This is a genomic window from Vibrio sp. THAF64 (assembly GCF_009363455.1).
In the GTDB taxonomy this organism is placed as follows: Bacteria; Pseudomonadota; Gammaproteobacteria; order Enterobacterales; family Vibrionaceae; genus Vibrio; species Vibrio coralliilyticus.
Map to the genome: position 1 here is coordinate 25,283 of NZ_CP045356.1, position 20,100 is coordinate 45,382.

Genomic DNA, 20,100 nt, shown 5'->3' on the forward strand with positions numbered 1-20,100 from the left:
GGTATTATGACAGCAGAAGCACAAGCTCCAGAACAAGAAGCGGCGTTGGCTGAATCTGGTTCTCTTCTGGATAGCATTCTTAACGAAACACGCCTGAAGCCAAGTGACGAAGGTTTTGACGTTGCAAAGCGCGGTGTTGAAGCGTTCATCGGTGAACTTTTAAGTAACAACTCTGCCGAGAAAGTTGACCAGTCTCTGGTTGATTTGATGATTGGTGAGATTGACCAGAAGCTATCAAAGCAGGTTGATGCGATTCTTCACAACGAAGAAGTACAGGCTATCGAATCTACGTGGCGTGGTCTTAAGTATCTGGTTGATCACACGGACTTCCGTGAAAACATCCTTATCGAACTTATTTCAGCGAAGAAAGACGAGATGCTGGATGACTTCGAAGATGCTCCAGAAGTTGTGAAGTCAGGTCTATACAAGCAGATCTATACGCGTGAATACGGTCAGTTTGGTGGTAAGCCAGTTGGCGCAGTAATCTGTGATTACCAGCTAACGTCTTCAAGCCCAGATATCAAACTAATGGAATACATGGCGAACGTTGGTGCGATGTCACATGCTCCGTTCATCACATCGGCATCTTCTAAGTTCTTTGGTTTGGATAGCTACGAAGAGCTACCAAACATGAAAGACCTGAAGTCGGTATTCGAAGGTCCTCAATACACGAAATGGCGTGGTCTACGTGAACATGAAGACTCACGTTACCTAGGTCTTTGTACTTCTCGTTTCATGCTACGTAACCCTTACTCAGTGGAAGACAACCCAATCAAGGCGTTTGACTACGACGAGTTGGTAACAGATGACCACAACAACTTCTTGTGGGGTAACTCTGCTTACGCTATGGCATCTAAGATCAGTGAATCGTTCGCTAAGTACCGTTGGTGTCCAAACATCATTGGTCCACAAAGTGGCGGTGCGGTATTCGATCTGCCAGTTTATAACTACGAGTCAATGGGCCAGATCGAAACGAAGATCCCTACAGAGATCTTGGTTTCTGACCGTCGTGAGTTTGAACTTGCAGAAGAAGGCTTTATTGCTCTGACGATGCGTAAAGGTTCGGACAATGCTGCGTTCTTCTCAGCAAACTCTATCCAAAAGCCAAAGGTTTACGCGAATACGCCAGAAGGCAAAAACGCGGAAATGAACTACAAGCTAGGTACACAGCTTCCATACATGTTCATCATTAACCGTCTAGCGCACTACATCAAAGTACTACAGCGCGAGCAGATTGGTTCTTGGAAGGAGCGCTCTGACCTTGAAATCGAACTGAACAAGTGGATCCGTCAGTACGTTTCTGATCAGGAAAACCCGCCAGCAGAAGTACGCGGTCGTCGTCCTCTTCGCGCAGCGAAGGTTGAAGTATCTGACGTTGAAGGCGATCCAGGCTGGTACAAGGTATCAATGTCTGTACGTCCTCACTTCAAGTACATGGGTGCGAGCTTTGACCTGTCTCTAGTTGGTAAACTGGATCAGTAATCAGAGTAGCTAATTTAAGATTCGAACGGCCAGTTTTGCTGGCCGTTCTTTTTAGAGGTCAGTATGGAAAAAGGTTATCGCTTACTCGAACGCATTGAATTGGGTGAGCCCAAGAATTGCTACGAAAAAGTTGTTTCACACAAACATCTTATTGAATCTATACATATTCATCTCGCAGATTTGCTTAACACACATGCCGGGAATGCAATGATAGACAATGATTATGGTCTTCCTGATTTCAATGATGTCCTTGCTAGCCAATCAAACTTAGTGCGTCATATTCAGCAGAATATCCGCACGACTATTCATAAGTTTGAACCTAGACTGGGCAATATCGAAGTCACATATCGTCAGGACTTTCATAATCCCTTACAGCTGAGTTTCGGCATCACTGGTGAGGTTTCTCACAACGGTGGTCAGGTTCCAATGTCTATCAATGTGTTCATGGGCGTTGACGGTAAGTTCAACGTTTAAAGTCAGGAGAAACTCTTCGTGAGCAGCAGTAAATATTTTCAGGATGAACTTTCTTATCTTCGCGAAGCGGGAAGCGAGTTCGCTAAATACCATCCTAAACTGACGAATTTCCTGGGTGAAGGTGTCTATGACCCAGATGTTGAACGTCTACTAGAAGGTTTCGCTTTCTTAACAGGAAGAATTCGGGAAAAGATTGACGACGAACTGCCAGAGTTAACGCAGTCATTGATGACTCTGCTTTGGCCTCACTACATGCGCTCTGTTCCGTCTATGTGTGTATCAGAGCTATCACCGCATGTGGGTAGTGTGACTGAGAAAACAGTAGTCAAACGTGGTGCTGAAATGGCAAGTGAGCAGGTTGAGGGGACGCAGTGTTTGTTCCGTACCTGTTACGATGTGGCACTCTATCCTGTCAGTATCACGAATGTGGAACAGTCCAACAGTCGCACGAGTTCAAACGTTGACGTCACAATAGCCGCAGAATACGGTCAGGAACTTTCTAGGCTAAAAATGGACTCGTTGCGCTTTTATCTTCACGGTGAAGTGCATGTAACGCGAACTTTATATCTCTGGTTGTTCCGTTACCTGGACTATATCGAGTTGGATGTTGGCGGTGGATACAAACACAAATTGCCTGCAAGCAGTATTAAGCCTGTTGGCTTTGGTGATGATGAAGCGATTCTGCCATACGGAACCAACTCCTTTGCTGGGTATCGCTTGCTTCAGGAATACTTTTCTCTACCAGAGAAGTTTATGTTCTTCGATGTGACTGGGTTAGAGTGGCTAAGTGGCGTTCCACAACGTTCAACCGTTAAGATGTCTTTTGTCTTTAAACGCGCATTGCCTTCGGAAGTGGTATTAAAAGACAAGCACTTACGATTGCACTGTACACCAGCCGTTAACCTATTTAGCAAAGATGGTGACCCGATTCGACTGGAGCATCGCCGAAGCGAATACAAAGTCAGGCCTCAGAGTAGTAGTCAAGATCACTACGAAGTGTACTCGATTGAAAATGTAGAGACCTGGAGTAAGAACGAGCGTAGCCGTAAGAAGCTGATTGAATTTGAATCGTTCGAACATCAGATTAATCAGCGCGACAAGCGTGAGTTTTACAAAACCAAGGTATCTGAGCGAGTCAGTGGACGTGGCTTAGAACGTTATATCTCTTTCCATACGCACACCAGTGATATTGCCGAGTTAGGCTCAGAAACGGTGCTTATGAAGCTTACGTGTAGTAATGGCGACCTAGCAGAACGTTTGTCGGTAGGCGATGTGACTTACACATCACACAATTCCCCTACGTACGCAACATTCACCAATATCACTAAGCCGACTCAGTCGGTGAGCCCACAGGTAAACGGTGAATTGCAGTGGCAATTGATCGCAAACATGTCGTTGAACTATCTGTCTCTGGCCAACATAGATGTACTGAAAGTGCTTCTATCGACCTATGACTTTCATTCCCGCGTCGATCGTCAGGCGCATCGAGCGTCGATACATCGCTTGGACGGGATAAAGAAAACGGAGATGAAGCCAGCAGACAGGGTATTTAGAGGCACGGCTATTCGAGGCACTCAATTTACTCTCACGGTAGACTCGACGTATTTTGTCAATGAAGGTGATATGTTCCTGTTGGTGAGTGTCTTAAATGAGTTCATTCGATTGTATTCCAGCCTGAACTCATTTACTGAGCTTGAAGTGTTTGATGAGAAAACCGGCGAAAACTATCACTGGCCAAGTCTAGCGGGGCAACAGACCGTTCTATGATTAATCAGATTGAACAAGAAACCCATGAGTTTGGCTTCTTTCAAGCTGTCTCATTGCTGGAAAAACATTATCAATCTCAGACAGAATACAGTTACAACGGTATTGGTCAGAACAAGTATATCTGGCAGGAACACATTCGATTCAGTGTTTCTCCAAGTTTAGCGTTTCCGAAAAGCGACATAGACTTTGTTTCTCATTATGAAATGGACGGTAACCCTTATTCGCGCGTTGAAGTTACCTTTTTAGGTCTTCATGGCTCGAGTTCACCGTTACCATCCTCATACACTGAAAAGCTTGCGGGCCGCGACGACGAAGATAACCCGGTTAAGCAGTTCTTTGATTTCTTTCATAATCGACATATCTCATTGGTTTATCGAGTATGGAAAAAATACCGCTATCATATTCAATATCAGAGTGAAGCTAAGGACCCATTTTCAGGTCGTATGCTGCATCTTCTAGGCTTATCGTCGGTGATGCAGGAAGCAGAAGTTAGTGAGTTAGACAGAGCAAAGCTACTCTCGTACGTTAGCCAGCTCTCGACTCGTACACGCTCTCCTAAATTGATATCGGGTATTGTGGCTCATTACTTCAGCTTGCAGAATGTTATTGTCGATGAGTGGATTTACCGACGTGTTGCGATCCATCAATCTCAACGAAATAAGCTGAATCATGTTAATTGCGTACTTGGTCAAGATCTGCATTTAGGTAAAACCTTGCCAGATTTAGTGGGCAAGTTTCATCTACGTATTGAAGATATTGATTTCTCTACCTATCAAACTTTCCTTCCAGGCCGAGCAAACTACAAGACATTGATCGGGTTAATGCAGTTTATATTGCGCGATCCGTTGGCATGGGACCTCATTATGAAAGTTAAGCTTGATACTATTCCTAAAAATGAATTAGGGCAGGGGGAAGGCAATTTGTTAGGACAGACGATGTGGTTAGGTGACCCAGGTACAAAAGATGCGTCAATCAAACAAATAGGCCAACTCTAACAGGCAATAAAAAACCCGCGAAATCGCGGGTTTTGTTTTAATGTGTCCTACTCAAACATTGAGAAAGATTAGCGTCGGATAGGTTGATGCAATACTACTGTGTTGTTTAAAGACTGAATGCCGTTAAACGATTCAATTTCATTGCACAGGGTATGTATCGACTGAAGATCTGGCGCTTCAATTAGAGCGATAATGTCATAAGTTCCACCAACGATACTCGTTAGCCTTACCTCAGGAAGCTCTTTAAGAGCTTCCGTCACATTATTTTTCTTACCTTTCTCACATGAAATCAGCAAGTAGCTTGCTGCTGATCTGCCTTCTTGCTCGACTCTGATCTGTGCGGTATAGCCTTTAATAATACCGGTTTTTTCCAGTCGGTTGATGCGCTCAGCGACTGCGGTACGTGACAAGCCAATGTTACGCGATAGGTTAGCGATTGACTCGCGGCCATTAGACAAAAGGTTAGATAGAATTTTCCGATCTAGTTTGTCTAAGCCCTGAAGGTTAGTAGTTGACATCATATATCCTGCCTTACGTTGTTTTTATAAGTTTACTTTTTTATAGGTCGATGGTTTCGGGTAGAGAGAAGTTATACAGCTCCGCAAGGGTAAATGGGTTCCTCTGCGAGAGTGGCTTCACTCGTAGTTTCAGATCACGACCTGAAACGGTAATGTCACTAACAAAACTTCCATCATGTTGATTTGTTAGTGTGGATTGGCCCAACAGCCTGTAGATCGCCCACTGGCCATTTTCGCTTAGTACGTATTGTTTGCCCTCATCAGTTACGTCTTGGATAGTAATACTCACGTTAAAGTCACCGCTCTTAGGTGGCCATTCCAGTTCCCTAATGCGACTTGGACCGTGGTAGTAGCTCATTTGCGAATCTGCAACTTTGACTGTCGCACGAATAGCACTGGAGTCTAGGTCGAGAATCTTAGTAGTAAATGGGATTGAAACACGGTTGGTACTCTTGTTAATCAACGTGTCACGAATCACATTGTAGTTTTTCAATTGGACCAGAAGCTCAGGCGTCAAAGGCATTGTCTCGCCATCAACACGCTTCGGTGTCCAAAGGTTAGTGTCATAGAAGGACGCCAAGTTCTTTTGAACGAAGGTGTCGATGATGCCGCCGGTAGAGAAAAGGAGCTCGAAGTCTTCTAGTGCAATTTCTTCTTCTGCATTTAAATCAAATGGATACTTGTTTAATGCTAAATCACGATACTTAGTGTAAACCTCACTATACCATTGAGTTTGAACGCCTTTTGCTGACTCTGCGATCATGACAGACCAACTTTGCTGAACCATACCAAGCAGCCAACTGCGTACCGGCTCCGGAGACTTTTGAGCAATCTGCTTAAGTCGGATAATCGGGTCTGCTTCTGAACTTTGCATGCGTGAACGCGCAGCCAGTAGCGAGGCCATTTGTGGATCTGGTGAGTCGGCGATGTCCTTCATGTAGGTACGTAGGCGGCTCAACGCAGTCACTATCTCATCCCATGGAGTAGGGGAGTTTGGTGTCTCGTTGATTTGCAGACGGTTAAGCTGGAAGAAAGCCTGTTCGACGCGTTGCATCAGCAAGTAATCAGGTTGAACAAATTCCTCTGCTGAATCTGCTAGTTTATCTATCGCTTCGGTTGCTGCTGTAGGCAGTTTATTCGCTAGTAGCTCCTTTTCTCCTGTTGGAGAGAAGTGCGTATTGGAATACACCTGCTTAAGTACCGTCGTTAGAGGTGAAGAAGGGCCAGAAACAAGGTCGATAGCGTTAGTCAGTTCGCCAATTGAATTGTACTTTTTAACTTTTAGCTCACTGAGTGCGTTACGCCAGTAGCTGATATAGTCATCGGTATACTTCTTACGAATCTGGTCTTTGAATGCTTCATGCTCTTCTTTTGAAGGTGTGACATTCTTAGATAACCCCAGAACCCAGTTGTTTGTAATCACGTCTTTTGACATCAAATCGACGCGTGGACGATAGAAGGTACTAAATCCGGTGGCTGTGTAGACCTTGCTAATATCTAGCAATTCTTGGTCAATTTGGTCGTTAAATACATTGTTAAAGTCAAAACCAACCGCGCGTTCAATGTTTAAAGTACCAAGGTCAATAGAGTTCGCTTGGTTGATCAATTGAGCATAAACAAGGTCGACATTAGATTGTGCAAGCAAGTTTCTGCGTGTAGCACGCACGATGTCCATGTTAATGTTCACAGGCGCGAAGTCTGTTCTGAAGTATGCATTAAGATACTTCATCGCAGAGGCTACTTGTTCAGAATCACCAATGACTTTTGAGAGAGTCGATTGCGTTTGAGCTGTCATAAACGGCAGATCGCGTTTACTTGGCTCTTTCAGCATCAAGTAGCCTTTTAGCACTGGTAAGGCTTGAATTGGCTTATCCTGATACTTGGTTAGTTGAACACGGTAAGTTTGCTCAATAACAGGGATCAGTTCCTTTTGAATCGATTGAAGGAGCGTTTGATACGCCATTTTTGTCGCAGGCTCAAGGCGACTCACATTCAGAGACACGATCTCTTTGTCTAATGCTTCGCTGCCTTCAACCCAAGCATCGTAGACAGGTTCGATCTGTGTGATTGCTTGTGCTAGCTTGTCATCCAGCAAACGTACTTGGCCTGATGCTTGATCTCCTGTTTCAATGTTTAGCAGCTGATAGATCACGCGAAGGTTGCTATCGAGTGTTGTACCCAACAAATAAGCGCCGCCAGCAAGGAAAACGATAGAGGCAATCATCGCTAAGCGGCTCTGTCGCAATATTCGTTTTAGATAGGTTTTGTTTTCACCTGCAAAATCGGCTTCTGGAAGAATCTGAGATTCCACAAGGAAGCGAGTGAAATAAGGCGTTTCAGATAGCTGAGTGTGCTCTGAAGCGATAATCGGTAAGTTAAAGTATGTGCTGCAGCTTTTTGCCAACAGGTTGTACTTCCTGCCACCCTGGAGACATGATGAGAAAAACAGTTCTCTAAGGTCAATGAAGTACGCTCCGCGGTTAACTTCACTTAGGCGCTGAACAACGTACTCAACTTCCTTCTGACAAATTTCTAATTGTTTCGGGAAAGATAGTATCGCTTGTTTTTCTTTGGTGTCATTTGACTGTGATGTTGAATCCAACGCATTTTTTTCAATTACTTTTACCAAGTTGTTGAAACTATCGCGATAGTAGTCGACCAAAACACCTTTAGCGTCCTTAAGTGCGATGGATAAATATTCAACGTTGTGCTTAAGAGGGCTCAATTGGACATATTCTTTGAAGCCTTGAAGCTTATCTAACTTAGAGACGACCATATAGACTGGAAGTGCGGTATTTGTTTGATCGCAAATGGACGTAATTCTGTCAATCAGTGCCGTCAGAGCATAATCGATCTGCTCTTCTTCAGAGATGATTAAGAATTCTAAGTCAGTAAAGAATAAACAACCTGCAAATGGTTTACGTGGACGGCTGCGAATCACTTCCGCGACCATAGTATCCCACAGTAGCGAGTCAGCCGCGGAAACTTCTTGGAACACCAATCTTTGATCGGGTTTTAGGTAAACTGCTTCGTCAGACTCATACCATTCGAAAAAGTCATTTTTCTTGGTACGTGATGTATCAATTGATTTGATAGCATTGGAACTAGTAAGAAACTGCTTTTTACCAGCAGCTTTATTACCGATCATTAAGTAGATTGGTTTTTTCTTTGAACCTACGAGTAGAGGTCTAAGAACTAAGCTCAAGGCCTCTTCTTCTGTTTCTAGCTGCTGGTCACGATTTTGTTTTCTCTTCTTAAAGAAAAGAACTAGTTGATAAGCACAAAGCACTAATGCGATGGCCGCAATTCCAATATACAAAATGTTTGTTGAAACGGTTTCTGGGTATAAGAAATGTGCAGCCGTTAAACCACCAATGAGAACTAACGCAAGCAAAGTGGAGATGAATATCGGATGACGTATAATATTTTTTAGCATAGTTATTCAGCCACGACTTGGTTTAATGATTTATTCTCTTGCGTCGCCTTAAGTTGTGCGATTTTATGCAAGTAAACGTTGATTAAAATTAGTGAGCGATCGAGTTCTTCAGCGCTGTTTGTTTTTTCTGCGTACTCTATTCGTCCAAGTAGTGGGAATAATGAGTTGCTATACTGATAAGCGAGTTTTGTATTCACATCTTTAGAATCACGATTTAGATTAGCAATTGCTGTTCGGGCGCGTGAAAAACGTGAAGTTATATCGTCAAAGTCTTTTTCTAGCTGTAACTTGACTCGTTGGAGTTCAGTGGATAGTACTTTAACAGAGGAGGAGTCTGAATAAAGCTCAGATAAATTATCTGTAATGCTAACCAAGGCTGATATTTGACCTATTTTTTCTGGGGACTTATCTAGGTCGTAAACAATAGAATCTACCGTTCTAATTAATGGTTCTTTAAGCTTATTAAGTGTGTCTTTGTTTTCACGCTTTAAGTCTTCTGTAACCTCAAGAAGTGCAGGAATATTGTTCGATGCAATTTTCTGCTGGTAGCTATTTAAAACCTTATCATTGTGGATATAGTAGGCACTCAACGCGAACAAAAATAAACCAACAACAGCGGCAACGGTCCAAATTGTCGAGCGGCTTTTTTCGGCTTCCGTTTCAACAGGAGAAGGTTTCCCTGCTACAGGTGGTTTTACATTAACTGTGATACCACCCGGTACGGAAGGACTAGGCATTTTTTGTTGGGATTCTTTCTGCTCTTTGGCTTTTTTCTGAGCAGCTTCTTGCTTATCTTCGAGCTCTTTGATTTCGTCGACATACTGACTAAACAACCGTCTGATAGTGCCTAGAGAAGGTGCTTTATGACCATAGTGAAGTCGTAATTCTTCTTCAATACGAAGACATACTCTGTGCCCAGCCTCAAGCATTGCTCTATCTTCAACAGTGACATTGAATTGCTTTGCGCGTCTTTCGGCATGTTCGACCAGCCATTCAAAAGCACCCATTCGCGCGCTTGCTTTCGAAACTTCAGGATATGAAGACGACCAATACACTACGCATAAATCGAGTATAGAGTTTAGCCCATCAACAAATCCGCTTAGGCCGTCATTGTGTGCAGAAGCTACGGCATAATAGCACCCGCAACGTAAATCTTTACTTTTATGCTTAAGAATATCTTTAGATAACTGCTGTACTTTTTTCCACGATACGCGCCCAGTAACCTTATTGATATTATTGATCTGCCGTTTTATTTCCTCAAACTCTTCGAGATTGTTTGGGTTAACTCCACAAGGAGCATGCTCGTCCACTGGCCGCCGAGCAAAGTCTGAAAAGTACATTAAATCCTACCCAAATGACGTTAATTATAAAAATGTAATCGCACTTCTATTCGTTTCTTATTTAATAATGCTTAATTATCTCGTGGTGGATTTTACGTAGGAGAAAAGTAATTTGTAGATAAGATATTACTTAAAACTAATTAAAGTTTATTAAATGTGACCGCTATCGTTTACTACTAAAGTTTAATTGAGAAAAGAGTAAATAGTGGAAAGTGTAATATTTACAGTATGGCTACATGTACATCATATTATAAAGTTGTGTGATTGTTATTTAATCGTTACATGATAATCAGTTTTTTCACGGATTATCGTGTGCGCCTGCGCAATTTTGGCTCGATAGTTGAAATGTCCATTTTCGTAGGAGAAAGGAAGTTAACAATAGGAGAAAGAACATAATTACGCGGAGAATTTTTTTCGCTATTGAATTTGTTAGTTAGCCTGCTATTTTGCTGAATCTTTAATTTATCTTTTGACTTTAGACCTTTTGAGGATAAAAGGATGAGCAAGTTAAGTCGATTGGGCTTATTAGCATTGGCATGTACTGTGTCAGCGGCGGCTAACGCGAAAGGGGAGCGCTATGGTGGCTCCATTAGTATGCTGAGTATAGACAGCATTGAATACAAGGAAGGGTCAAGCGGTACAGCTGACACAATGCGATATGGCTTTGTGCATACCCGACCAATCGATGAGGATAATAACCGCTGGAGATGGTGGTTAGGATTCAATTACGTCAACGAATCTATCGATGCGCCTGCTAACGGTATCTATCAGGAAGTAACCAACTACGAGTTTCGTGTTGTTCCACAATACGCTCTAGGAAGCTGGTCTATTTTCACCCCTTACATTGGCGCTGGTCTATCTGCAGGTTACAGCCAGTATTCAAACCGCTGGGTAGTTGATAGTGATGGCTTTAAATACGGCTCTCAGTTAGAAGATATTGATCAGTTTGAAGCAGGTGCTGTCGCCACCATTGGTACAGTCATCAAGCTTGGCAGTAATCCTGATGCGCACCTACAGATCATCCCTCAGGCTTCTTACATTTTGCCTGTATACAACGATGGCCTTGGCGGTGTTGAGCTTACAGTGTCACTTCTATTTTAGGGGATTAGAGCTTTGTTAGAGCGCTTGGTTATAGTCATATCAAAGCATCCTGAAGAATACACGGGAGCAAAATTTGTAGAGCTACCAGAAAGTGGTGGCTCTATTGGTCGCAACCCGGGTTGTTCGGTTCCTTTGGTCGACCACAATCGTTACATATCAAGTACTCACTGTCTGGTGAGTATTTATGGTGATGCTTATTACATTAGCGATGTGAGTACCAATGGACTCATCGTCAATGGGAATAAGTTGTTGAAGAATCAGCCTATTCCTATTCACGAAGGGGATACGATTGTTTTAGGTCAGTACGAGTTGTCAGTCAGTGTTGAGCGTACGACCAATACGACGGACATCGCGTTTGATATCACCCCTGACCGTGACACGACAGACCCTCTCGTCAATCTTGGAGAGGCGTATGTCGAGCAAGAACAGCAGGGGCCGTTAGAAGAAATTTTTCTAGAGACAAAGCCTGAAGAGTCTGATGCCTCTGATCCAATGACTCACCTCGATTTTTCAATGGATAACAGTGACGATCATCTAATCCGAACCGAAAATGAAGAGTTAGATCAGTTTGTTGTGACGAACGAGTCAACTCGCCAGATTGCGGATGATAGTCTGAGCGTGTATTCCGAATTTGATGCACCAAGCCTCATCCCTGAAGACTGGATGGGAGGTGAGGAAAGCTCGACTCCTAAAATTGAAAAGCCTAAACCTGCTCCACAACGTCAGCAGGCATCAGTGAAGGAGGAGCCTACCATTGGCTCTCCTAAACAAACAGTTGCAACTGTACCAAGTGAAATTAAGGCGCCAAGCGCACAATGGGAAGAGGTTGCTCCTAAAGCGGAACATCAACCTTCACCGGAACCTCAATTTAGCCAGATCAACGCCAGCTCTTCTCATAGCGATTTGTTGACGTCGTTTAAGAAGGGTTTAGGGGTCACAGATGATGAGTTACTAGAAAGTGATCCACAACTATTTGAGCAGATGGGAATGTGTTTGCGCTTATGTATGACAAAGTTGCAGCATGAACTCGTTGAGATTGAGGAACTGAAGCAGTCCCCAACGGCTGCAGATACAGATTTGATCAGTTTAATGCTTGATTTGAATAAGCAAAGTATGCTTTCACCAAATGAGCTGGTTGAACAAATGTTGGATGAGATAAGCGAGCATAAGTCACTGTATGAGCAAGCGCTCAACAGCTATGTACAGCAAAGTATTAGTCAGTATGACCCGATTATATTTGAGCAGAAAAGCGAGAATAAGGGTTTTCTTGCCAAGCAAAAGTTGTGGGATACCTACAAACTGCATTATTTGGAGAGTTTGAAAGGTGTACACGGTGTAGGCACAAAGAAACTCGTTCAGGAAAATTACAATCGACTTCTAAAAGAAAAATATGCGTAAACTAATCACTCTTTTCTTATTCCTGTCTTTAACTGGTTGTTCTATGTGGGACCAGTTCAAGGAATCAAGTGGTATCACACCTGAAACTTCCTCTATCGAGCTGATCATTGAGGCATCTCCTTTGCTTAACATGCGGGAGGGCGGACAGCCGTCACCTGTGATATTGAGAATTCATGAATTGACTTCGCCAGTCTTGTTTCGAAATTTAGACTTCTTTGCTTTGTTTGAGAATGACAAAGCCTCTCTTGGTGATGAGTACATTAAGCGCTATGAATATCAGTTGAAGCCGGGTGAGAAAATTCATGAGGTGCTGACTCTTGACCCTGGAACTCGTGCATTAGGTTTTTCTGCGGCGTTTCGCGATATCAATGGTTCCTCTTGGAGAAAAGTTGAATTAATTGAAGAGCAGTCTGAGTACTTTTTAAAACTTAAGCTGGAGGGAAGCGAACTGTCGTTTAACTCTACGCGTGGAATCGAGCAAACTTACTTTTAAGGGACAACGAAATGTCATTATATAATCCTGTAGTGTGGCAAGATGGCATGTTCATGAAACCACAGCATTTTCAGCAATTTGATCGTGCTCAGACAAAGCTAAGCACCATGCTGTACGCCAGCAGCACACCACTGCATTGGGGTGTGAATCGCATTGAGATTAACACTGAACTGCTGACTCAAGGCAAGATCGCGGTCACTCGAGCAATTGGTGTTCTTCAAGATAAGACACCTTTTGACTTGCCGCTTTTAGCTGAGGTACCAGACGTAAAGGAAGTCGATCCTTCGATTACAGACAAAGTGATTTACCTTTGTTGTCCATTACCTTCTGAAAGAGAAGAGTTGTTCGGCTCTGACAAAGATGGGGCTCGTTACCTTGTCCGTCAGCAAGATGCCGTTGATGCGGTTTACGAAAGTGAAGACACGGCTAATATTTCAGTTGGTCAACTTAAGTTCCGATTAATGTACGAAGATGAGGATCGTAGTGCTTACACAGCGATTCCAATACTCAAAGTGTCAGAAGTAAAACCTGATGGAAGTGTCGTGCTTGATGATCGCTACATTCCGACTTGTATTGACATCAACGCGTCGGAAGTCCTTAGCAAGTTTACCAATGAATTCGCTTCGATGTTAAAGCACCGCGCGGAATCGATTGTCGAACGCCTCGGTACCGTTGACCAGCAAGGTGTATCAACGGTCTCTGATTTTATGCTGTTACAAGCGCTCAACCGTTATGAACCTTTATTCTGGCACTTCTCTAGTGTTGAAGGCGTGCACCCCGAGTCGCTTTATCGTACTTTGCTTCAAGCCGAAGGCGAGCTGTCGACACTTTGCTCAGCATCCCGCAGGCCTCCAGAGTTTATCGAGTACAATCATGGTGACCTCACCAGTTGTTTGTCTCGTACTCTGGACAATGCTAAGCGCACGTTAAGTGTTATGTCTGAACAACGCGCAATACCACTGACATTACAAGAGCAGAACTTCGGCATTCGTACTGCGGTTATCCCAGATAAGAAAGTGGTTGAATCCGCGACCTTTATTCTTGCGGTTAAAGCCGATGTCACCCTTGATATTCTGCACACTCAATTTGTTAGTCAGACTAAGATTGGCTCTATCGATAATATCCGTGACCTCATTAATCTCCAGCTTCCAGGTATCGGTATCAAGCCAATGCCAGTGGTACCGCGTGCATTGCCTTATCATGCGGGCTATACATACTTTGAACTCGACCGAGCGAGTGAAGAGTGGGCAGCATTGGAGAGCGCTTCTGCGATTGCGGTTCATGTTTCTGGTGACTTCGCAAACCTATCGTTGCAACTGTGGGCGGTTAGAGCATGAGTTACATAGATAATGATGTAACCGTAGTACTGTTTCAGCCTGAGCCGGGCAAACCGATGGAGGTTATGCCCGCGCCTGATCTTTCAAGAAACATAGCGGTTAAAGATCCAAACATTGAGAAGATGGGGGTTAACCCTCTGGTTGATCAGTTTTCTTGGTTGATTGCTAGTTTGTCTTGTATGTCTTCTATCCCATGGTTAGAAGACCCTATGCCATTTAGGGAACAGATCGCTCGAGAGATCCGAAAAGGTGAGCGCAAGCTGAATGAAATGGAAGTTGACCGTGCATCTATTCTGGTCATTCGCTATTGCTTATGTGCCGCTATTGATGAAGCGGTATGTCGCCAGGAGTGGGGGGCAAACAGTAATTGGAGCCAAAATAGCTTGCTGGCGGAGTTTCATAATGAAACATCAGGTGGTGATAAGTTTTTCACGATCTTAGAACGTCTGAAGGCAGATCCACGACGCTACCGTTATGTTATCGAGTTGCTTTATCTGCTTATTCAGCTTGGCTTTCAAGGTAAATATGGTCGTGAAGAGCGTGGGCAGGAAAAGCTGGCGGATATTGCCAATACAATTTATCGACTTATAAAAGATGAAAGATTGGCGGAAAATGAAAAGGTGTCTTTAGTTAATCTAAAAGCGAAATACCTAAAACAACCTTTGAAACGGGTGATTCCACCACGAGTGACCTTAGGTGTTTCAGCCATCGTATTTTCCATCATGTACGCTGCAACATATTTTATCATTGATACTAATTTCCAAAACCTACTCGCCAACTTCCAGTAAGTTCATACATAAACCTTGAGTTGCACGCTTCATTCAAGCCCGAGTACAGCTGTACTTGGGCTTTTTACGTTTAATTAGTGTGACCGCCTTCTAAATCTCTGAAATTAAATGATATTTAATTATTCTCTATATAAATGTAACTTGCTAATTGTTTATGTAACACTGTCTGTAACAAGGTGGTTTGGAACATGTAATTGATTCACTAATGATATCTATTTTTGATGTGTAATAAATTTAATTGTGCATGTGGTTTTAACTGGGTGTTGTTTAAGTGCTTGTAAAGAAAATCATTTATAAGGTTTCGCTAAAGATTTTCAAAAAAATCCATCAAAGTGATAGATGGGTTTCATTCTAATTATCTGCAATTTTTCATTTCTGGAAACGTTTACATTGATGTGAGAGTTGTCACAGTGCTGAAACGCCTCTGTCGTTAGGATCATAAGCAGTTGAACAAACGCTTAGGTTAGAAACATGCACACAATGAGCCCTCGTAATTGGGAAACACCAGAATTTACTTCATACAATCGCCTACAGGCGCATACTCCGCTGTTCAGTTGGAGAGATGAGTGTGACGCGCGCTATGATCGTGTGAGCTCATCCATTATGAGTTTGGATGGAGATTGGCAGTTTGCTTTATATCCTTCACCTGAGCATGTGGCCGCTGACTGGGCAAAAGAAAACCTAGATGGTGAGACGATTACCGTTCCAGGTAACTGGCAACTTCAAGGGTTTGATTATCCTATCTATACGAATGTGAAATACCCGTTTCCATGTAATCCCCCATTTGTGCCAAAAGATAACCCTACCGGCTGTTATCAGACATCCTTTCAACTGCCACAAAGCTGGGATCAGGCGTCGTTTACCCGGGTTGTCTTTGAAGGCGTAAACAGCGCTTTTTACGTATGGTGTAATGGCGTTTGGGTAGGTTATTCTCAGGACAGCCGTCTAGCCGCTGAATTTGACCTGACCCCTCATTTGACAACAGGCACCAATACCTTGTCCGTTATGGTATTGCGCTGGTGTGACGGAAGCTACATGGAAGGTCAGGATATGTGGTGGATGAGCGGCATCTTCCGCTCTGTAAGACTGATGAACAAGCCCTTAGAGCATATTAAAGATGTAAGGGTGACCGCGAATCTTGATCACAGTTATCAAGAGGGTGAGCTAGAAATCGAAGTACAGACCACTCGCGACCGAGGTTTGCAAGTCAGGACGGTGTTGTTCGATGACCAAAATGAAGTGGTTGCCCAAGTCACTCCTGTTGGAACAAGACCTATTGACGAAAAGGGAGGCTATGATGATCGCTGCCACGTTTCGCTTCCCGTTTCCCAGCCAAAGAAATGGAGCGCAGAAACGCCCCACTTATATCGATTGGTTGTGAGCTTGCTAAGCAATGACAACAACGTCATTGAAAGTGAGGCGTATGACGTTGGTTTCCGCAAAATCGAGGTAATTGATGGCCAACTTTGCGTAAATGGCGAAGCTTTGATTATTCGGGGTGTTAACAAACATGAGCATGATCCAGCGACAGGCCATGCAGAGAGCCTTGAACGTGTCGAACAAGACCTGAAGTTGATGAAGCAGCATAACTTCAATGCGGTGCGTTGCTCACACTATCCAAATCAGCCAGGTTTCTACAAGCTCTGTGATCGTCTTGGTCTTTATGTCGTCGATGAAGCCAACATTGAAACACACGGAATGACGCCAATGGGACGCATTGCAGACGACCCAATGTGGGCAAGCGCTTTTCTAGAGCGTATGACGCGTATGGTTGCACGCGATTTTAACCATCCGAGTATCATCATCTGGTCATTGGGCAATGAGTCTGGTTATGGCTCCAATCACGATGCTATGTATCAGTGGACTAAAAGGGTTGATCCATCACGAGTCGTCCAGTACGAAGGGGGAGGCTCCAATACTGCCGCGACGGATATTGTTTGTCCAATGTATGCTCGTACCGATGCTGATCAGCAACAAGGGCACACAGACGAGCCCAAGTTAGCACTCAAAAAGTGGCTTGGTATGGGGGATGAAAATCGTCCAATCATTTTGTGTGAATACGCGCACGCGATGGGCAACAGTTTGGGCGGATTCGCTGAATATTGGCAAGCGTTTAGGACGCATCCTAGATTACAAGGCGGTTTTATTTGGGATTGGGTAGACCAAGGACTCGACAAGTACTCTGATGATGGTACGCACTATTGGGCTTACGGTGGTGACTTTGGAGATGCCATCAATGATCGTCAGTTCTGTATCAACGGCCTTGTTTTTCCAGACAGAACACCTCATCCAACATTATTAGAGGCTAAACGGGCTCAGCAGCCTTACACGTTTGAGTTAGTATCAACATGCCCATTAGCAGTGAAAGTAACAAGTGAGTTATTGTTTGCTGCCACTTCAAATTGCAGTTTGGACTGGGTAGTTATTGGCGATTGTGGCGAAACTGTTCACAGTGGGGAGCTGGAACTCTCACTTGAAGCAAAAGAAACGTGTGTGCTAGAGCTTGACTCCAGCTTCCAACTTCCTACGTCTAATTGCCACCTAAATGTTGCAATTCGTCATAAACAGGCGACGTCCTGGGCAGACGCAGGCCATATTGTCGCCCAAGAACAGATGGCTATTGGCAAGCGACTACACGTTGAATCAATAACACATGTTACGTTCACGCCTGCAATGTTCACACAGCAAAATCAAGGTTTGCTAGTAACCGCTGCGGAGAATGAATGGTTTATCGACTCAACGACAGGTGTTATTGAAAGTTGGAAAAAATCTAACCGTGAAATGCTGCTATCACCGTTGCAAGATAATTTTTTCCGCGCGCCGTTAGACAATGACATTGGCGTCAGTGAAGTAGACAGGCAAGACCCTAACGCGTGGATGGTTCGCTGGCAAAACGCGGGGTTGTTTGACCTGCAGCACCGCTGCCAAGGCGTCGAGGTGAACGCGGTCATGGGCGAAGTAATTGTCAGACACGCTTACTATGCTGATGACAAACTCGTGCTTACTTCAATTTGGTCATACTGTTTTGCTCAAGCTGGGGAGGTCGACATTTCCGTTCGTGTTGATGTTGATGATTCTCTGCCACCATTGCCTCGTGTGGGAGCATGCCTGCAATTAACTGAGACTCCTGACAAGGTCGCTTGGCTAGGTTTAGGACCGCATGAAAATTACCCTGATCGCAAGTTGAGCGCAGATCACGGGCGATGGGAGTTGCCTGTCACCGATATGCATACCCCATATATCTTCCCTTCAGACAATGGATTGCGCTGCGATACCGAGAGGCTGCTGGTTGGTGGTATTGAAATCAATGGAAGGTTCCACTTCAGTATCAGCCAATTTGGTCAACAACAGTTGACGCAAGCGAAACATACCCATGAGCTTGTAAAGCAACCCGGCGTGTTTGTTTACTTTGACGGTTTCCATATGGGCGTGGGTGGCGATGACTCGTGGACCCCAAGCGTTCGTCCAGAATATCGTCTGACTCGCTCACAGTATCAGTGGCAGTTCACTCTGAAATAACAACTGAGCCCACCTCCAATGAGAGGTGGGCCATTCTCTGACCCTAATTCAAACCAATAGCAAAGGCTAAGGAGCCTTATATGTCTGAAGGTAGTATATCGATTCAAACCAAGTTTTCGTATGGGCTAGGGGCGTTAGGCAAAGATTTTGCCTGCTCCATTATCTATATTTTTCTAATGTTCTATTACACAGACGTTGTCGGTATATCTGCAGCGTTTGTTGGCACACTGTTTCTTGTTGCGCGATTTGTTGATGCGGTAACTGACCCTATCATGGGCATGATTGTCGATAACACGCGCAGTCGTTTCGGCAAATTCCGCCCTTGGATTGTGATCGGAACCTTAGTCAACTCCGTCTTCTTATTGATGGTATTCAATACTCACAATATTGATGACAACATGGTGTACATCTATGCGACGGTCACTTACATCCTTTGGGGCGTGACTTATACCATTATGGATATTCCTTACTGGTCTATGATTCCTTCCATGTCTTCCCTACGAGTAGAACGCGAAAAGTTAGTCGTATGGCCGCGCTTGTTTGCTAGCTGTGCTTGGACCCTTATGGGAACGTACGGACTATATGTGGTTGGTTTTTTAGGTGGTGAAGACAAAGGTTCCGGCTTTTTGTACTTGAGTATGGCGATCATCGTCGCGTTTATCGCGAGTGCGTTGATTACCTTCTTCAATGTGAAAGAGCGCATCAAGAACAAGAAAGTTTCGACAGAAAAATTCTCGTTTAAAGATGTTAAAGATATCATCAGCAAGAATGATCAATTGAAGTCTCTGATTGGCGTAGTGCTGGCATTTAACATTGCGATTCAGTTGGTTGGTGGCTTTGCCATATACTACTTTAGCTACGCGATTGGCCGTGAAGATCTGTTCCCTATGTTCGCTTTGGTCTCAGGTATGGCGGAAATTGCAGGCGTATTCCTCTTCCCTAAACTATGTAACATCATCAATCGTAAATTTATGTGGCTGGTGGCTTGCGCATTCCCTTTACTATGCAGTCTCATTCTCGCGCTGACCGGGCTATTTGCGCCTGAGAACGGCATTTTGGTAGGAATTGCGGGTGCGGCGCTGAAGTTTGGCGGCGGTTTGTCTAATGGGCTGTCGACGGTTATGTTGGCGGATGTGGTGGATTATGGCGAATACAAAACTGGTCATCGTAGCGAAAGCATCATCTTCTCCATCCAAACGATGTTGGTTAAGTTTGCCGGTGCATTATCAGGGTTCTTCGTAGGTATTGGCCTGACAGCAATTGGTTATGTACCGAATGTAGAGCAGAGTGACGAAACAATATTAGGTTTACGTGCACTAATGATTGGTATACCAACATTATTAGTTTTGCTCAGCGCTTATATTTATAAGAGAAGTTATCGCCTAAACGGTGATTACCAAAATATGGTTCTTAAAGAAATTTCTTCTACTTAATTATATCCAATACTAAAGG

General features: G+C 43.9%; 14 protein-coding genes. 11 read left to right on the forward strand and 3 right to left on the reverse strand.

The window, feature by feature from the left end; translation table 11 throughout:
- Window positions 1-6: 6 nt before the first annotated feature.
- From tssC to tssG, 4 genes are all read left to right on the forward strand, one after another.
- Window positions 7-1,482 carry a type VI secretion system contractile sheath large subunit gene (gene tssC / locus FIU99_RS16680; protein ID WP_006961143.1) on the forward strand — a complete coding sequence of 492 codons (1,476 nt, stop codon included), beginning with the start codon at window positions 7-9 and terminating at the stop codon, window positions 1,480-1,482.
- 63 nt (window positions 1,483-1,545) lie between these two features.
- Entirely contained in the window at window positions 1,546-1,956 is a 411-nt protein-coding gene (tssE, locus tag FIU99_RS16685; RefSeq protein WP_019277706.1) for a type VI secretion system baseplate subunit TssE, read from the forward strand.
- 18 nt (window positions 1,957-1,974) lie between these two features.
- Window positions 1,975-3,723 (forward strand): type VI secretion system baseplate subunit TssF, encoded by a 1,749-nt coding sequence (gene tssF, locus FIU99_RS16690; RefSeq protein WP_006961141.1) that lies wholly within the window; start codon window positions 1,975-1,977, stop codon window positions 3,721-3,723.
- Window positions 3,720-4,718 (forward strand): type VI secretion system baseplate subunit TssG, encoded by a 999-nt coding sequence (tssG, locus tag FIU99_RS16695; protein ID WP_006961140.1) that lies wholly within the window; start codon window positions 3,720-3,722, stop codon window positions 4,716-4,718. Before tssF ends, tssG begins: the two co-directional genes overlap by 4 nt.
- A gap of 68 nt (window positions 4,719-4,786) precedes the next feature.
- Here the strand turns inward: tssG and FIU99_RS16700 are convergent, their stop codons facing one another.
- From FIU99_RS16700 to FIU99_RS16710, 3 genes are read right to left on the reverse strand one after another with little or no spacing between them, the layout of a single operon-like run.
- On the reverse strand, window positions 4,787-5,239 hold the full coding sequence (locus FIU99_RS16700) for an Lrp/AsnC family transcriptional regulator (protein WP_019277704.1): 453 nt from the start codon (window positions 5,237-5,239) through the stop codon (window positions 4,787-4,789).
- A gap of 37 nt (window positions 5,240-5,276) precedes the next feature.
- A complete protein-coding gene (gene tssM / locus FIU99_RS16705) occupies window positions 5,277-8,672 on the reverse strand; it encodes a type VI secretion system membrane subunit TssM (RefSeq protein ID WP_039952112.1) in 3,396 nt (1,131 codons plus the stop codon).
- Window positions 8,673-8,674: 2 nt separating this feature from the next.
- Entirely contained in the window at window positions 8,675-10,012 is a 1,338-nt protein-coding gene (locus FIU99_RS16710) for a type VI secretion system ImpA family N-terminal domain-containing protein (protein ID WP_006961137.1), read from the reverse strand.
- Window positions 10,013-10,510: 498 nt separating this feature from the next.
- On the opposite strand from FIU99_RS16710, the gene FIU99_RS16715 reads away from it, so the two are divergent.
- From FIU99_RS16715 to melB, 7 genes are all read left to right on the forward strand, one after another.
- Entirely contained in the window at window positions 10,511-11,113 is a 603-nt protein-coding gene (locus tag FIU99_RS16715; protein WP_006961135.1) for a hypothetical protein, read from the forward strand.
- 12 nt (window positions 11,114-11,125) lie between these two features.
- Window positions 11,126-12,511: a type VI secretion system-associated FHA domain protein TagH gene (gene tagH / locus FIU99_RS16720; protein ID WP_006961133.1), complete on the forward strand. Its 1,386-nt coding sequence runs from the start codon at window positions 11,126-11,128 to the stop codon at window positions 12,509-12,511.
- On the forward strand, window positions 12,504-13,004 hold the full coding sequence (gene tssJ, locus FIU99_RS16725; RefSeq protein WP_019277701.1) for a type VI secretion system lipoprotein TssJ: 501 nt from the start codon (window positions 12,504-12,506) through the stop codon (window positions 13,002-13,004). Before tagH ends, tssJ begins: the two co-directional genes overlap by 8 nt.
- Before the next feature lie 11 nt (window positions 13,005-13,015).
- Window positions 13,016-14,341, forward strand: a complete 1,326-nt coding sequence (gene tssK / locus FIU99_RS16730) for a type VI secretion system baseplate subunit TssK (protein WP_039952110.1) — start codon at window positions 13,016-13,018, stop codon at window positions 14,339-14,341.
- The gene (gene icmH / locus FIU99_RS16735) at window positions 14,338-15,129 is read left to right on the forward strand and encodes a type IVB secretion system protein IcmH/DotU (protein ID WP_006961128.1); all 792 of its coding nucleotides are present in this window, start codon (window positions 14,338-14,340) and stop codon (window positions 15,127-15,129) included. The genes tssK and icmH overlap by 4 nt, the downstream gene beginning before the upstream one ends.
- A 471-nt stretch (window positions 15,130-15,600) precedes the next feature.
- Entirely contained in the window at window positions 15,601-18,648 is a 3,048-nt protein-coding gene (locus tag FIU99_RS16740) for a beta-galactosidase (protein WP_039952109.1), read from the forward strand.
- Window positions 18,649-18,728: 80 nt separating this feature from the next.
- A complete protein-coding gene (gene melB / locus FIU99_RS16745; RefSeq protein WP_006961123.1) occupies window positions 18,729-20,081 on the forward strand; it encodes a melibiose:sodium transporter MelB in 1,353 nt (450 codons plus the stop codon).
- The last annotated feature ends 19 nt before the right edge of the window (window positions 20,082-20,100 follow it).

Coding starts and splice junctions, on each gene's coding strand:
- FIU99_RS16700 (WP_019277704.1), bottom strand. CDS start 5,239: ATGATGTCAACTACTAACCTTCAGGGCTTAGACAAACTAGATCGGAAA.
- tssG (WP_006961140.1), top strand. CDS start 3,720: ATGATTAATCAGATTGAACAAGAAACCCATGAGTTTGGCTTCTTTCAA.
- FIU99_RS16710 (WP_006961137.1), bottom strand. CDS start 10,012: ATGTACTTTTCAGACTTTGCTCGGCGGCCAGTGGACGAGCATGCTCCT.
- FIU99_RS16740 (WP_039952109.1), top strand. CDS start 15,601: ATGCACACAATGAGCCCTCGTAATTGGGAAACACCAGAATTTACTTCA.
- icmH (WP_006961128.1), top strand. CDS start 14,338: ATGAGTTACATAGATAATGATGTAACCGTAGTACTGTTTCAGCCTGAG.
- melB (WP_006961123.1), top strand. CDS start 18,729: ATGTCTGAAGGTAGTATATCGATTCAAACCAAGTTTTCGTATGGGCTA.
- FIU99_RS16715 (WP_006961135.1), top strand. CDS start 10,511: ATGAGCAAGTTAAGTCGATTGGGCTTATTAGCATTGGCATGTACTGTG.
- tssK (WP_039952110.1), top strand. CDS start 13,016: ATGTCATTATATAATCCTGTAGTGTGGCAAGATGGCATGTTCATGAAA.
- tssE (WP_019277706.1), top strand. CDS start 1,546: ATGGAAAAAGGTTATCGCTTACTCGAACGCATTGAATTGGGTGAGCCC.
- tssJ (WP_019277701.1), top strand. CDS start 12,504: ATGCGTAAACTAATCACTCTTTTCTTATTCCTGTCTTTAACTGGTTGT.
- tssC (WP_006961143.1), top strand. CDS start 7: ATGACAGCAGAAGCACAAGCTCCAGAACAAGAAGCGGCGTTGGCTGAA.
- tssM (WP_039952112.1), bottom strand. CDS start 8,672: ATGCTAAAAAATATTATACGTCATCCGATATTCATCTCCACTTTGCTT.